The sequence below is a fragment of the Bradyrhizobium sp. USDA 4506 genome, assembly GCF_054058795.1.
In genome coordinates, this window is the sequence record NZ_JBSSBM010000002.1 from 7,967,945 (window position 1) to 7,982,705 (window position 14,761).

Annotated in this window: 12 protein-coding genes; 8 read left to right on the plus strand and 4 right to left on the minus strand. The window is 65.2% G+C overall.

Going from position 1 to position 14,761, the window contains the following annotated elements:
* Nucleotides 1-193: 193 nt before the first annotated feature.
* The 3 genes from ACVIHF_RS39645 to ACVIHF_RS39655 form a co-directional block, all read right to left on the minus strand.
* Entirely contained in the window at nt 194-1,972 is a 1,779-nt protein-coding gene (locus ACVIHF_RS39645) for a glucan ABC transporter ATP-binding protein/ permease (RefSeq protein ID WP_253604608.1), read from the minus strand.
* A 413-nt stretch (nt 1,973-2,385) separates the two neighbouring features.
* Nucleotides 2,386-3,423, minus strand: a complete 1,038-nt coding sequence (locus ACVIHF_RS39650) for an IS110 family RNA-guided transposase (RefSeq protein WP_253605065.1) — start codon at nt 3,421-3,423, stop codon at nt 2,386-2,388.
* A gap of 199 nt (nt 3,424-3,622) precedes the next feature.
* A complete protein-coding gene (locus tag ACVIHF_RS39655) occupies nt 3,623-4,678 on the minus strand; it encodes an ABC transporter substrate-binding protein (protein WP_456793631.1) in 1,056 nt (351 codons plus the stop codon).
* A 265-nt stretch (nt 4,679-4,943) separates the two neighbouring features.
* Here ACVIHF_RS39655 and ACVIHF_RS39660 point away from each other — a divergent pair, with 265 nt between their 5' ends.
* From ACVIHF_RS39660 to ACVIHF_RS39690, 7 genes are all read left to right on the plus strand, one after another.
* Complete coding sequence (locus tag ACVIHF_RS39660; protein ID WP_026192198.1) at nt 4,944-5,378, plus strand: hypothetical protein; 435 nt, start codon at nt 4,944-4,946, stop codon at nt 5,376-5,378.
* Between the two features lie 118 nt (nt 5,379-5,496).
* On the plus strand, nt 5,497-5,892 hold the full coding sequence (hisE, locus tag ACVIHF_RS39665; protein ID WP_028342591.1) for a phosphoribosyl-ATP diphosphatase: 396 nt from the start codon (nt 5,497-5,499) through the stop codon (nt 5,890-5,892).
* 69 nt (nt 5,893-5,961) lie between these two features.
* Nucleotides 5,962-6,543 carry a YqaA family protein gene (locus ACVIHF_RS39670; RefSeq protein ID WP_092087930.1) on the plus strand — a complete coding sequence of 194 codons (582 nt, stop codon included), beginning with the start codon at nt 5,962-5,964 and terminating at the stop codon, nt 6,541-6,543.
* A 215-nt stretch (nt 6,544-6,758) separates the two neighbouring features.
* The gene (locus ACVIHF_RS39675; protein WP_456793632.1) at nt 6,759-7,349 is read left to right on the plus strand and encodes a hypothetical protein; all 591 of its coding nucleotides are present in this window, start codon (nt 6,759-6,761) and stop codon (nt 7,347-7,349) included.
* Between the two features lie 181 nt (nt 7,350-7,530).
* Nucleotides 7,531-8,502, plus strand: coding sequence for an NAD(P)H-dependent flavin oxidoreductase (locus tag ACVIHF_RS39680; RefSeq protein WP_283064901.1), 972 nt, complete (start codon nt 7,531-7,533; stop codon nt 8,500-8,502).
* Nucleotides 8,502-9,275 (plus strand): thioesterase family protein, encoded by a 774-nt coding sequence (locus tag ACVIHF_RS39685; protein WP_310882947.1) that lies wholly within the window; start codon nt 8,502-8,504, stop codon nt 9,273-9,275. The genes ACVIHF_RS39680 and ACVIHF_RS39685 overlap by 1 nt, the downstream gene beginning before the upstream one ends.
* Nucleotides 9,276-9,693: 418 nt before the next feature.
* On the plus strand, nt 9,694-11,709 hold the full coding sequence (locus ACVIHF_RS39690; RefSeq protein WP_456793633.1) for an ATP-binding protein: 2,016 nt from the start codon (nt 9,694-9,696) through the stop codon (nt 11,707-11,709).
* 290 nt (nt 11,710-11,999) lie between these two features.
* Here ACVIHF_RS39690 and ACVIHF_RS39695 read toward each other — a convergent pair whose 3' ends face one another.
* A complete protein-coding gene (locus ACVIHF_RS39695; RefSeq protein ID WP_310882949.1) occupies nt 12,000-13,562 on the minus strand; it encodes an AMP-binding protein in 1,563 nt (520 codons plus the stop codon).
* Between the two features lie 66 nt (nt 13,563-13,628).
* Between ACVIHF_RS39695 and ACVIHF_RS39700 the strand changes: the two genes are divergently transcribed.
* The gene (locus ACVIHF_RS39700; RefSeq protein WP_375166781.1) at nt 13,629-14,624 is read left to right on the plus strand and encodes an NAD(P)H-dependent flavin oxidoreductase; all 996 of its coding nucleotides are present in this window, start codon (nt 13,629-13,631) and stop codon (nt 14,622-14,624) included.
* The last annotated feature ends 137 nt before the right edge of the window (nt 14,625-14,761 follow it).

Here is a 14,761-nt window from a genome sequence, read left to right on the forward strand (position 1 = left end):
CCGGTCCTTTGAGACCCGCCTTGAAAAAAGGAGGTCTTGCGATTGTGACGTACGGGTTTCAAGCGTGTCCGGCGCCGCATTGCGGCGATGCAAACCCTATACCGGCTTGCCAGCAGAGAACAGAGGCCGGGGAATTATATCGTGGACGAAATCGGCTGAATTTCGGCAGCCGCCTCAATTGGAAAGGCAGGAATTATGGTGTCTCGATGCCGGCGCGCGCCTGTTCCTGGACCATGAACTGGGCCCGCGCCAGTTCGGCAAAACGCCCACCTTTCGCCACCAGTTCATCGAAAGTTCCGCTTTCGATCACCCGTCCCTGGTCGAACAGCAGGATGCGGGTGGCGTGGCGGATGGTGGACAGGCGGTGCGCGATCACGAAGGTCGTACGGCCCTTCATCACTTCGTCGAGAGCGGCATTCACCTTGGCCTCGGTGACGGCGTCGAGGGCGCTGGTGGCCTCGTCGAGGATCAGGATCGGCGGATCCTTCAGCAGCGCACGCGCGATCGACAGCCGCTGGCGTTCGCCGCCGGACAGCATGCGGCCGCGTTCGCCGGCATGGGTATCGAACTTCTTTTCGCTGCGCTCGATGAAATCCAGCGCCTGCGCGCGCGCCGCGGCGGTGCGCATCTCCTCATCGGTGGCGTCGGGCTTGCCGACGCGCAGATTGTCGGCGAGCGAGCGGTTGAACAGCAGCGCCTCCTGGAACACCACGCCGATGTTTCGCCGCAGCGCCGTCAGCTTCAGCGCGCGTATGTCCATACCGTCGATCCTGATGATGCCCGATTGCGGATCGAACGCGCGATGCAGCAGCGCGATCGCGGTGGATTTGCCGGCGCCGGTCGAGCCGACCAGCGCGATGGTCTGGCCCGGCAAGGCGGTGAAGCTGAGATCCTCGATCGCCGGCCGCTTGCCGTCATAGGAGAATGAGACGTCGTCGAACTCGACGAGGCCGGACAGCCGTCCGGGATCGACCGCGCCGGGCCGGTCGCGCACCGCCGGCACCGCATCGAGCACGTCGAAGAACTCCTGCAGGCGCGGCGCTTCCATGAACACGTTGTTGATGAAGCTGACCACCTGCTCGAGCTTCTGGATCAGCATGGTGGCGAACGAGACGAACATCACGATCTCGCCGACCGTGGTGAGGTCCTGGTTATGCAGCGCGATGCCGACGGTGAAGATCGCGAGCACCGTGATCGTGGTCGAGGCGCGCGTGATCACGGTGACCAGCGCCCACCATGACAGCACCGGCATCTGCACCGCGAGCAGCTTGTCGGCGACGTAGCGCAGGCCCTGCACCTCGGAATCGATCCGCACGAAGCTCTGCACCAGCGCGACATTGCCGAGCGCGTCCGAGGCGCGCGCCGAGAGGTCGCTGTAATAGGCCTCGACCTCGCTCTGCATGCCGTAGGTCTTGCGCACCACCAGCGTGGTCAGCACGGTGAACACGACGCAGAGCCCGAACAGCAGGATCGCCAGCCGCCAGTTGATGTAGAGCGAAAGCGGCAGCAGCACGATCAGCGACATGATCGCGGCGAAATGCTCGCGGAAGAAGCCGAGCCAGAGCCGCCACAGCGCGTCGGTGCCGTTCAGCATCACCTTCATCAGCCGCCCGGAATGGGTGCCGGAATGGAAGGTCAGCGGCAGCTGAAGGATGTGCTCGAAATAATCGGTCAGCACCGCCTGGCGCTGGCGGTGCGCCAGCCGGTCGGCCTGCAGCGCCACGATCGCGCTGCAGCCGATCGTGAACAGGCCGAACGCCGCCCAGGCGACGAGCAGCGGCCATGCCGAGGAGGTCGCGAACAGCCCGGTGACCGGCCGGCCCGACAGCACGTCGACGATCTTGCCGAACAGCACCGGCTCGGCGAATTGCGCGCCGGCGAGCAGCACGTTGGCGATGGCCAGGATCCAGCCGAGCCGCGCCTCCTTGCCGAGCAGTTCGAGGACGCGGGTATAGAGGCGAAGCATGGACATGCCGGCGGCACTCGTCAGCGGTGGGCGCCCGATCAGGCGGGAATGCAATTTAATCAGGGTTCGCGATGCAGGGCCAGCGGTGACAGCGCGTCATGCTCAGGGTGAGGGTGATTGTGGCGAGCGGCTCCCTACGCCGTCGTCCTGGCGAAAGCCAGGACCCATATGTGGACGGCCCCCGTGGCACAAGAGCTGTTTGGTGAGATCGGATCGCTTGCATCCATATGTCCGGCCTGTTGGGTGCGATCGAATGGATCGCTGGCCAAGATGGTTTGCGCGATGCGAGTTCCAAACAACCACGCGGCCTGTTGGCGGCCGATGGGTCCTGCGGACTGTCTCGCATCGTTGCTCGATCGATCGCTCCATCTGCTCTTGCAGCTCCGGTCGGCCGGCGAGCGAGCCCGCCGGCTAATCGATTAGGCGGCGGCTGTCATGGGATTCATCCGTGCCGCCTCGTAACTCTCGCCCGTTGCCATCAGCTTCCAGGCGATACGGGCCACTTTGTTGGCGAGCGCCACGGCCGCAAGCTTCGGCGGCTTGCGCTTGATCAGGGCCAGCAGCCAGCGCGAGTGATGACCGCGTCCCCGCCTGGCCTGCTGGATCACCGCTGTGGCCCCGACCACCAGCAGACGGCGCAAGTTCTCATCGCCAGCCCGCGTGATCTTGCCAAGCCTGGTCTTGCCAGCGGTGGAGTGGTCCTTGGGTGTCAATCCCAGCCAGGCCGCAAAATGACGACCAGAACGGAACGTGCGCGGATCAGGTGTCTTCATCACCAGCGCGGTTGCAACGATCGGACCGACCGAGGGGATCTGAGCCAAGCGCCGGCCCGTGGCATCGGCGCGGTGCCAGGCCATCAGCTTGGCCTCAACCGCCTCCAACTCACCCTCGAGCCTGACGCGCTCCCGGCCCAGCACCACAAACAGCTCGCGCGCCAGAACCGGAAGCGTCTCGTCCTGCGCAATCCGCACCAGCAGGGGTTCGATCGCGTCCAGTCCCTTGGGGGCGATCAGGCCATACTCCGCCGCGTGGCCGCGTATCGTATTGGTCAGCTGGGTGCGCCGGACGATCAATCCGTCGCGGACACCCATCAGCATCAGCGCGGCCTGCTGCTCGGCCGTCTTCACCGGCACGAAGCGCATGCTCGGCCGGCTCATCGCTTCACACAGGCCTTCTGCATCCCGCCCGTCATTCTTGTTCCGCATCACGTAGGGTTTGACCAATTGCGGTGCCATCAGCTTCACCTCGTGACCGAGCTTGGAAAGCTGACGCGCCCAATGTTGCGAAGCCCCGCAGGCCTCCATCCCGATCACAGTCGGCGGCAATTTGGCGAAGAACTCCAGCACTTGTTTGCGCGACAGCTTCTTGCGCAGCACCACCTGCTCCGCCGCATCAACCCCATGCAGCACAAAAATATACTTCGACGTATCAATCCCAATGCGGATAATCTGGTTCACGGACGGCTCCCTTGTATGAGATCTAGACAACCTCATTCTGGCACACTGATGCCGTAGGGGGCCGTCCACACCATCAGCCACCGAATTTGATTGGGAGCGGGATAGTGGCCCCAGCGTCGCGCAACAACAAACGGCTGGGGTAATGGGTCCTGGCTTTCGCCAGGACGACGCTGAACATTTGGTGCCGCTTCGCATGCTCTCAATTCACCAGGCGGCCGTCGATCGGCGGCAGGAAAGCCTCGTCGAAGATGTCGGCGGCGTGCGGCCGCTTCTGGAATTTGAAGTCCTCCGCGAGCTGGTCGACCGAGCGCTCGAAGCGCTCCGTCTCGATGCCGCCGATGCCGTCGCGCTTCACCTCGCTGGTCAGGATGTTGTCGCGGATGATGGCGTTCAGCCGCTCCAGCTCCAGATCGCGCGAGCCGCCATCCATCCGGCTCGCGACCTCGCCGGCGGCGCGGGCCGGATCCTTGATCGCGAGGTTGGTGCCGCCGATCGCCGCGCGCACGAATCCTTTCACCGCATCCGGCTTCGCGGCGGCAAGGCGCGGGCTGACGATCACGGCAAAGCCGTAGGCCTCGCAGCCATAGTCGGCGAAGCGCAGCACCGCGAGATCGTCGGCGGGCACGCCGCGATCGCGCAAATTGATCGCCGAGAGATAGGAGAAGCCGGTGACGGCATCGACCTGGCCGGCGGAGAGCATCGGCTCGCGCACCGCGGCGCTGATCGTGCTCTGCTTCACGCTCGACAGCTTGATGCCGTTCTGCTTCGCGACCGCGGGCCACAGCCGGATCGAGAGGTCGCCCTCGGCGACGCCGAGGCTCTTGCCCTGCATGTCGCTCAGCGTCCTGATGCCGCGGCTCTTGCGCGCGATGATCGCATACGGCGCCTGGTTGAACAGCACGAACACCGCCTTGACGGGCGCAGCACCAGGCTTGTCGCGAAAGCGGATCAGCGAGTTGATGTCGACGAGGGCGAAATCGCTCGAGCCGTCGGCGACGCGCGCGATGGCATCCGCCGAGCTGGTCGCGACGTTGGTGCCGACCGCAAGGCCCTCGGCGCTGAACAGGCCGCCGGATAACGCCATCACGAAGGGCGCTGCGGCGGCATCAAGCGGACGGTCGAGCGTGAACTGGATGGTGAGCGGCGGCGGCAGATCGCTGGCGCGCAGCGGCGTCAACACCGGCCACACGCCCCCCGTGAGGCCGATCATGCCGGCCAGTATCCAGCGGAGAACGGTGGTCCGACTTACCTGCATCATGACATCCGGGAGGCGAGACAAAGTGCCGCGCCGGCGCGCCTGCTTCATGACATCGAATGCGCCAGAGCAAGCGTCAGTTTCAAGCGTTATTTGCAGGCATTTTGCCCCAGGCAAGCTGAACGGTCGATGACTGCCAGGCTTCGGCTTGCCATGTTTTCACCTCAGGTCGTTCAGCTTGCATTCGGTTTGGGGAACCTAATCTGGAGGCAGTGGGTTAGCTAGCCAAGGCCCGTCGGGCCGGCTTCCACAAAGGATGACTGCAATGTTTGCGCGAAAAGGTGTTTTTTCGTCCATTGGCCGCGCAGCCACATTGGCAACGGTTGCCGCGGTGGCGTTGACGGCCGTCGAGCCGACGATGGCGTTCGCAGGCTCTGCTTCGGCAGGTAAGGCGACCGCTGTGACGACGTCACAAGGCACGAGCGGCGCGACCGACATCAGTGCCCGCCGTCGCTACTATGGCGGCGGTGGCGCAGCGGCCGCGGCTGCGTTCGCCGGGATCGTCGGCACGGGTCTCGCGATCGCCGCAGCCCAGAGCCGCCGCGACTATTACGACTCCTACGGCTACTATGGTGGCCCGGGCTACTACGGTGGTCCCGTCTACTATGGTGGCGGCCCGGTCTATTACGGCGGCGGACCGTACTATGGTTACCGCGGCTATTACGGGCGCCGGTCGCAACTGCCGTATCAGCCGTACTGACGGCCGTCGGCGGTTCTCAGAACTGTCACAAAGGATTGAATCCACCGGCCGAGGGCCGGTGGATTTTTTCGTCGTCGCCGTTAACACGCTGGCGACGCGTTTCGATTAGGCTCGAAGCATGAGTGATTCGATCGAGCGGCTTTACCAGGCGGTGATCGCGGCCAAGGATCTTGATCCGGCTACGTCGCGCACGGCACGGCTGTTCCAGCGCGGCCCGGCCAAGATGGCCAAGAAGCTCGCCGAGGAAGCGATCGAAGTGGTGATCGACGCCGTCAGCGGCAAGTCGGATGCCGTCATTCGCGAAAGCGCCGACCTGTTCTACAATCTCGCCGTTCTCTGGGCGTCGGCTGGCGTGAAGCCGGAGGATGTCTGGCGCGAGATGGAGCGGCGCGAGCGGCTGCTCGGGATCGCCGAGAAGCTGCCGAAGTCGCCGGTCAAACTGCCCAAACCCGCGCCGGTCCCGGTGGTTCGGCGCCGAATTGTCGCGCTGGAGAACCGGCTGCGCAAACGGTAGCCGTAAATCAACCAGATTCAGCTCAATCCCGGCATGGACAAATCCGCTCCATGATGGTTCATCGCGCCCATGTTGAAACGGATTTACGACTGGTGCGTTGACGCGGCCGACAAGCCCTATGCGCTGTGGATTCTCGCGGCCGTCGCCTTCGCTGAGAGCTCCTTCTTCCCGATCCCTCCTGACATCATGCTGCTGCCGATGTCGCTGGCGCGGCCGAAGCGGGCGTGGTGGTTCGCCGCGGTCTGCACGGCAGCGTCAGTTGCCGGCGGCGTGCTCGGTTATGCGATCGGCGCACTGCTCTACGACTCGCTCGGGCAGTGGCTGATCCATCTCTACGGCCTCTCCGACAAGGTCGACGCGTTCCGCGCCTCCTACGCCGAATGGGGCGCCGTGATCATCCTGCTGAAGGGACTGACACCGATCCCCTACAAGCTCGTGACGATCACATCAGGCTTTGCCGGCTACAACATCTGGCTGTTCATCCTGTGCTCGATCGTCGCGCGTGGCGGCCGCTTCTTCTTCGTCGCGGTGCTGCTCAACCGCTATGGCGATTTCATCCGCGCCGAGCTCGAGAAGCGGCTCGGCCTGTGGGTCGCGATCGGCGCGATCGTGCTGGTGCTGGGCTTTGTTGTCGCATTCAAGCTGATCTAGTGTGCTGAATGCGAAGTTCGTGCGATTTCGCGGCAGCCACTTTCACGAACTTCGCATTCATAAAGCACACTAGAATCATAAGTTTGCTAGTGTCCTTATCGAATCCGAAGTTCGCTCCGAAGGTGCGGCAAATGATGCGAACTTCGGATTCGGGACACTAGCGACCGACCGCTTGCGGCTTTGCCTGCGCGCGGCTTCGGGTTACGCTCAGCGCGATGGCTGATGGAATCGCGGACCTGCTCGATCCTGCCGGGCTCACGCTCGTCAGGCCCACGCGTGCAAGGGCGCGCATTGCGCTGTCGGGTCGTGTGCTGTCGGGTCTTGCGCTGTCGCTGACGACCCTCGACCACAGCTGGGCCCAGACAGTACCGCCGGCGCTTGGCGTGCAGTCGCCGGCGCAGCAGCCGGTCGCGCCTTCGCAGCAGCAACAGATCGAGCTGCCGCCCGCGCCGGTCGAGCGCGAGAATCCCGGGCTGATCAATGAAATCGGAAAGCTGTTCGAGAAGTCGAAGTCGGCGCTGCCGCCGCTGAAGGGCCCCGGCGAGACCATCAACGATTTGTCGAACATCGCGCGCCCCTCGACGGTGGTGACCGGACGCGCGGCCTGCGTGGTGGCCTCGAATGGTGCGCCGGACTGCAAGATCGGCGCCGACCGGCTGTGCCAGAGCAAGGGGTTTCGGGAAGGCAAGGGCATCGATACCGACGCCTCCGAGAAATGCTCGCCGCTGGTCTATCTGCCGGGCCACAAGCGCGGCCCGAACGACTGCAGGACGGAAAATTTCGTGGCACGGGCGGTCTGCCAATAGCGACGGCCAGGCTTTGCGTCTGGGATGCCAGGCGCCCGCGAAAACACGGTTTCAGGATGAGGATTTGTCATCCTTTTTGCAGCGCCAAAACGCAATACTTGACACTGGAAAGATTGCCTTGTTGGTATGACGGTCAGCATTCGAGATCAACCAACGACCAACGCTTGAGGATCCGCTTCAAATGTCCATGCCTGCTCTGTTCAAGGGCCGCCTGTCTCTTCCCGTGATCGGGGCGCCGCTGTTCATCATCTCCGTGCCCGACCTCGTTATCGCGCAGTGCAAGGCCGGCGTGGTCGGCTCGTTTCCGGCGTTGAACGCGCGGCCGCCGGAGCTGCTCGACGAATGGCTGTACCGGATCAAGGAAGAGCTCGCCGCCTATGACAAGGCGCATCCGGAGCGGCCGTCGGCGCCGTTCGCGGTGAACCAGATCGTGCACAAGTCGAACAACCGGCTCGATCACGACATGGCGCTTTGCGAGAAGCACAAGGTGCCGATGATCATCTCCTCGCTCGGCGCGCGCGAGGAGCTCAACCAGGCCGTCCACGGCTGGGGCGGCATCGTCTTCCACGACGTGATCAACCAGAAGTTCGCGCACAAGGCGATCGAGAAGGGCGCCGACGGCCTGATCCTGGTCGCGGCCGGCGCCGGCGGTCACGCCGGCACGCTGTCGCCGTTCCCGTTCGTGTCGGAGACGCGGCAATGGTTCGACGGGCCGATCGCGCTGTCGGGCACCATCTCCAACGGCCGCGCCATCCGCGCCGCGCGCATCATCGGTGCCGACTTCGCCTATATCGGCTCGGCCTTCATCGCGACCAAAGAGGCAAACGCGGTCGAGGGCTACAAGGACATGATCACCAATTCGTCCGCCGAGGACATCGTCTACTCCAACCTGTTCACCGGCGTGCACGGCAATTATCTGAAGCCGTCGATCGTCGCGGCCGGCATGGATCCGGAAAACCTGCCGACCTCCGATCCCTCGAAGATGAGCTTCGGCACCGATGCATCCGGCGAGCGCGCCAAGCCGAAGGCCTGGAAGGAGATCTGGGGCTCGGGCCAGGGCGTCGGCAGCATCTCCAAGGTGGTGCCCGCAGCCGAGCTGATCGCCCGGTTCAGGAAAGAGTATGAAGACGCGGTCGATCCGGCGCTCGCCTGATGGAGCCGATCTTTCGCGTTGACGGCGACCGCGTCGTCACCAGTCCTGACGCCGCGGGTCCGTGGGATCCGCGGATGCAGCACGGCTCCGCACCGGCAGCGCTGGTGGTGTGGGCGGCCGAAGCCCTTCCGACGCCGGTGCCGATGCGGATCGCGCGCGTCACCATCGACCTGATGCGCCCGGTGCCGGTGGCGCCGCTGACCGTGCAGAGCGAGGTCCTGCGCGACGGCCGCAAGATCCAGCTCTGTGGCGTCAGGCTGCTTGCCGACGGCGTTCTCGTGGTTTCGGCCACGGTGCTCAAGATCAAGCAACAGACCGCCGAATTGCCGCCTGACATCGCCCCGCTTGCGGTCGATCTGCCGGGGCCCGACGAAAGTATGATCGAGCCGGGCAACCTTGCGAACAGTCCGTTCGTGAAGTGCATCTCGATGCGGGCCGCGCGCGGCCGCTTCGGCGTGATGGGACCTGGTGCGATCTGGTTCCGCGTTGACCGCCCGCTGATTGCGGGCGCCGCCGTCTCGCAGGCGATGCGGGCAGTGGTTGCCTCGGACTTCTCCAACGGCACCTCGCCGGCGCTCGATTTCAGCCAATGGACCTTCATCAACGCTGATCTCTCGGTGAGCCTGGCGCGCGAGCCGGTCGGCGACTGGATCCTGCTCGACGGCCAGTCCTGGATCGGCCCTGACGGCGCCGGGCTTGCAATGTCGCGGCTCGCCGATCAGCGCGGCTATTTCGGCCAGGCGGTCCAGAGCCTGGTCATCGAGCGGCGCTAGCTCGGGCTATGTTTCTTCGACCTCCCTTGAAAAGGGAGGTCGCTTTGGGGACGGCTACGTCCAGCCACGTCTACAGTGCATGGGGTTGTTTCACCAATTCGCGGTGCAGGAACGCCAAGCGACTGCCCCTGCGGCAAAAATAACTCGGCTTCCCGGGAACGGTTGGCGGCAGGTGCGAGTTTCGCTCCCGTTAGGGGGTCCCATGATGCGTATTGATCCCGCCGCCGGCATCGTGGCCATGGCCGTCCGGCGGTTGTGTGATGTGCCGGACGGTGTCGACGCCCGGCCGCCGCAGGGACAGACGCGATGAAGCCTGGTCCGTCCTCGGAACGCGCGGTCATCCTCGCCGCGAGCGAGCGGGACGCCGTCAAGACTGCCCACCTGATCAAGGAAGCCGGCTATTACGCCAACATCTGCGGTGATCTCGCCGAGCTCGAACGCCAGATCGCAAGCGGGGGCGGGCCTTGCCATCATTGCCGACGAGGTGATCAGGGCCGCCGATCTCGCCGGCCTGACGCACTGGCTGAACGAGCAGCCGTCATGGTCGGACTTTCCTATCGTGCTGATCAGCGAGAAGGGGGGACCCGAGCGCAATCCGGAAGCAGCGCGGCTCGGCCGGGCGCTCGGCAATGTTACCTTCATCGAGCGGCCGTTTCATCCGACCACGCTGGTAAGCCTGGTCGCCGCGACGGTGCGCGGCCGTCGCCGCCAATACCAGACCCGTCAAATCCTCGAGGATCTGACCGAGAGCGAAGGGCTGCTGCAGACCGCGCTCAATGCCGGTCATCTCGGCGCGCTCGAGCTTCATCTGCCGGATTTCGAGCTCGAGGCGTCGCCGACCTGCAAGACATATTTCGGGCGCAGGCCGGGCGATCCCTTCACCTATCAGGATCTCCTGGCCGCGGTGCATCCCGACGACCGCGCGCGCCGGAGCGAGATCGTCGAACAAACGTTGCGCACCGGCTCGGATTATCAGATCGAATACCGCAACATCTGGCCCGACGGCACCGAGCACTGGGTTGACGTGCGCGCGCGTGCGGTGCGTCGGCCCGACGGCGGCATCCGCTCGCTGGTCGGCGTTTGCTCCGACATCAGCGCACGCAAGACCGCGGAGATCGAGCGCGAGGCATTGCTGGCGCAGCTTGCCGCCGAGCGCACCGCACTCGCCGAACTCACCGCGACGCTGGAGCAGCGGGTCGAGCAGCGCACCGCCGACCTGATGAAGGAGGTCGCGGCGCGCGAGCGGGCGCAGGAACAGCTCCGCCATGCCCAGAAGATGGAGGCGATCGGCCAGCTCACCGGCGGCGTCGCGCACGACTTCAACAATCTGCTGATGGCGGTGATGGGCAATCTCGATCTGCTGCGCAAGCGCTTGCCGGAGGACCCACGCCTGCGTCGGCTGGTCGACGGCGCATTGCAGGGCGCCGAGCGCGGCGCGTCGTTGACGCAGCGGCTGCTGGCATTCGCGCGGCAGCAGGATCTGCGCGCGGTGCCGGTCGATCTCGGCGCGCTGGTGCGCGATATGAGCAATCTGCTCGAGCGCTCGCTCGGACCGCGCATCATGTTGCGGCTCGACATTCCCGAGGGGCTGCCGCTCGCCTGCGTCGACAGCAACCAGCTTGAGCTTGCGGTCCTCAACCTTGCGATCAATGCGCGCGACGCGATGCCGGATGGCGGCGTGATCGAGATCCGCCTCGCGACCTGGCAGGCGAAGAATGATCCGGCGCTGCAGCCTGGCGACTATTTGAAGCTCTCGGTGATCGACAGCGGCACCGGCATGTCGCCGGACGTGCTGAAGCGCGCGATCGAGCCGTTCTTCTCGTCGAAGCCGGTGGGCAAGGGCACCGGGCTCGGCCTGTCGATGGTGCATGGGCTCGCCGTGCAGCTCGGCGGCGAGCTGGAGCTGTCGAGCGCGGTCGGCAAGGGCACCACGGCTGCACTGGTGCTGCCGGTTGCAACGGCGGTGCCTGAAGTCGAGAGCCCGGCGCCTGCAGCGCAAACGGTCAAGCGCTCGGCGGTGATCCTGCTGGTTGACGATGATCCGTTGATCGCGATGTCCACCATGGAAATGCTGGAGGACCTCGGTCACCGCGTGATCGGCGTCAATTCCGGACCGCAGGCGCTCGAAATCCTCAGGAGCGACCAGGAGATCGACCTGATGATGACCGATCACGTGATGCCCGGCATGACCGGCATCGAACTCGCCGCCGCTGCGCGCAAGGTGCGGCCGCAGCTTCTGGTGCTGCTCGCCACCGGCTATGCCGAACTGCCCGACGGCACCCAGGTCGACCTGCCGCGGCTGGCCAAGCCCTACCACCAGGATCAGCTGCGCGACCGGCTCGATCAGTTGCTCGGGCAGGGCACCGGTCAGCAAGCTGCTGCCGCCAGCGCCGACAGTCTCGCCACGCCTTCCACTCTGTCCCCGTCACCCTGAGGAGCCGCGAAGCGGCGTCTCGAAGGGCGCCGGCCCGGCTGCTGCCGCAAGCGGAGATAGCGCAAGCTGAAACATCGGGGCCGTGCATCCTTCGAGGCTCGCTCCGCTCGCGCCTCAGGGTGACGGTGCGCACAGCTCCATCCGCGTCATTGCGAGCGAAGCGAAGCAATCCATAGCCCGGCAGGTCGGAGAGATGGATTGCTTCGTCGCTTCGCTCCTCGCAATGACGGCGGAGCAAAAGCGTCACAACCTCTCAGGATGACGGGACCAGCAATCGTCGTGCGAGCATCCTACCCCACCATGCGGTCGCGGCCGGTCCAGAAGCGCGCCTTCAGCACCTTCTTGTCGACCTTGCCGACGCCGGTCATCGGCAGTTCCTTGACGAACTGGATCTGCTTCGGCGCGTGCGCCGAGCCCTTCTTCGCCTTCACCAGTCCGATCAGCTCGTCGGCGTCGGGCACAGCGCCCTCGCGCGCGACCACGACGGCGGTGACGGCCTCGCCCCATTTGTCGTCGGGCACGCCGACCACGGCGACCATCGCGACGTCGGCATGTTGTGACAAGACATCTTCGACTTCGCGCGGAAAAATGTTGAAGCCGCCGGAGACGATCATGTCCTTCTTGCGGTCGAGGATGAACATGTAGCCGCGCTCGTCCATGCGCGCGATGTCGCCGGTGTGCAGCCAGCCGCTCTTCAGCGTCTCCGCCGTGATGTCGGGCCGTTTCCAGTATTCGGCCATCACATGCGTGGCGCGCACGCAGATCTCGCCGGCCTCGCCGGTCGCGACCTCCTCGTCGTCCTGATCGAGGATCTTGACCTGGCAGGCGGCGATCGGGAAGCCGCAGGACAGGAACAGGTCCGGTGTCTTCGGGTCATGATCCGCCTTGCGCAGCACCGAGACCGGATAGCATTCGGTCTGGCCATAAAGCTGCGAGAACACCGGGCCGATCCGCTCGATGCCTTCGACCAGCCGGCTCGGCGACATCGCGGACGCGCCGTAGAGCAGGAGTTCGAGCGAGGAGAGGTCGGTCTTGTCGAGCGCGGGATGATCCAGCATCACATAGATCATGGTCGGCACGAACAGCGTGAAGTTGATCCTCTCGCGTGCGATGGTCGTGAACACGGCCTCCGGATCGAACCCTTTCAGCATGTGCACGGTGCCGCCGCGCATCAGGGTCGGCAGCACCTTGGTGCCGGCGACATGGCTGATGGGGGCCACGGTGAGGTAGCGCGGCGTCTCCGGGATCTCGAAATCGGCGAGGATCGCGGCGGCGAAGCCGCCATATTCGCGGTGATAGCGCAGCGCGCCCTTGGATTTGCCGGTCGTGCCGCCGGTGTAGTTCAAGGTCGAGATGTCGTCGGCGCGGGCGAAATTCTTCGCGCTTGCGCTGCCGGCGTCCTCGGCCACCTGCAACAGGTCGGCGCCGTAATCCGCCGGGCCGAGCGTGAACACGGTCTTCAGGCCCTGCGCCTTCGCCGTGAGTTCGCCGCCGCGATCGCGAAACGTGATGCCGTCGACGATCAGCATCTGCGCTTCGGAATCCTCGATCTGGAACAGTTGGTCGTCGAGCGAGCCCAGCGGATGCAGCCAGGTGATCGCGAGCCGTGACAATTGCGCGGCGACGCCGGCGCACCAACTGTCGGCGCGGTTGGCGGTGAGCAGCGCGACGCGGGTGCCGGGCGCAAAGCCGAGCCGCATGAACACGCTCTGCATTCGTCCGATCAGGTCGGTCGCGCCCTGATAGCTGAGCGAGCCGCCCGGCCATGCGAAGGCGGTGCGCGATGGATAGCGCGCCAGTGCCCGCAAGGTCTGTTCGCACACCGCCGGAAATGCATAGAGCGGATTGCTCATCTCGTTGTCCCTCCCGCCTTTGTCTTTGGCTTTTGTCGTGCCAATGTTGGCGGCAACGCTAACACAATGATGATGGGAAGAAACAACTTGTCCGCCGATCTTCTCGCGCGTTTCCGCGATCGCCTCCGGTTGCCGCTGATTGCAGCACCGATGTTCCTGGTCTCCGGTGTCGAGCTGGTGGTAGCCGCCTGCCGCAACGGCGTGATCGGTTCGTTTCCGACGGTGAATTGCCGTGAGACGGAACAGCTCGATGCCTGGCTCGGCGACATCGCGCGCCGCCTGCAGGCGCATGCCGATGCCAGCGGCCAAGCAGCCGCGCCGATTTGCCCGAACCTGATCGTGCATCGCTCCAACACACGGCTGGCCCAGGATCTCGCCGTGCTGCTGCGGCACAAGCCCGAGCTTGTGATCACCTCGGTCGGCTCGCCCGCGCCGGTGCTTGGCCCTCTGCACGATGCCGGCGCGCTGGTGTTCGCCGATGTCGCCTCGATCCGCCATGCCGAGCGCGCGGCAGCAGCCGGCGCCGACGGGCTCGTGCTGCTCACTGCGGGTGCGGGCGGCCAGACCGGCTGGCTCAATCCGTTCGTGTTCGTCCGCGCTGTGCGCGGCTTCTTCGATGGACCGATCGTGCTTGCCGGCGGCATCAGCGACGGCCACGCGCTCCGCGCCGCAGAGGCGCTCGGCTGCGACCTCGCCTATATGGGCACCAAGTTCATCGCGACGCGCGAGAGCATGGCGGACGGCAGGTACAAGCAGATGCTGGTCTCTTCCACCGCCGACGACGTCATGCTCACGACGGCGTTCACCGGCCTGCAGACCAACATGCTGCGGCCCTCGATCGAGGCCGCTGGTCTCGATCCCGACGACCTGCCGGCACGCGGCGCGATCGACATCGGCAAGGACATCGACATCGGCGCCCGCGAAAGCCGCCCCAAACGCTGGCGCGATATCTGGAGCGGCGGTCATTCCACCTCAGGGGTGACCGGGGTGCTCGGCGTCGACGAACTCGTGGCGCAGACGGTCGCGGAGTATGAGGCGGCGAGCGCGCGGGTGCGGCTCTAGCGTCGCTGCTTTGACGCGTTCCCTTCGCGCCAACCGGTGCCCGAAAGCGCGCTGGTTCGCGAAATAGCAGCACTCAAATCCCGCCCATCCGCTTAACGCGACATTAACCATGCCAGTCCCAACAATAGCGTCACGGG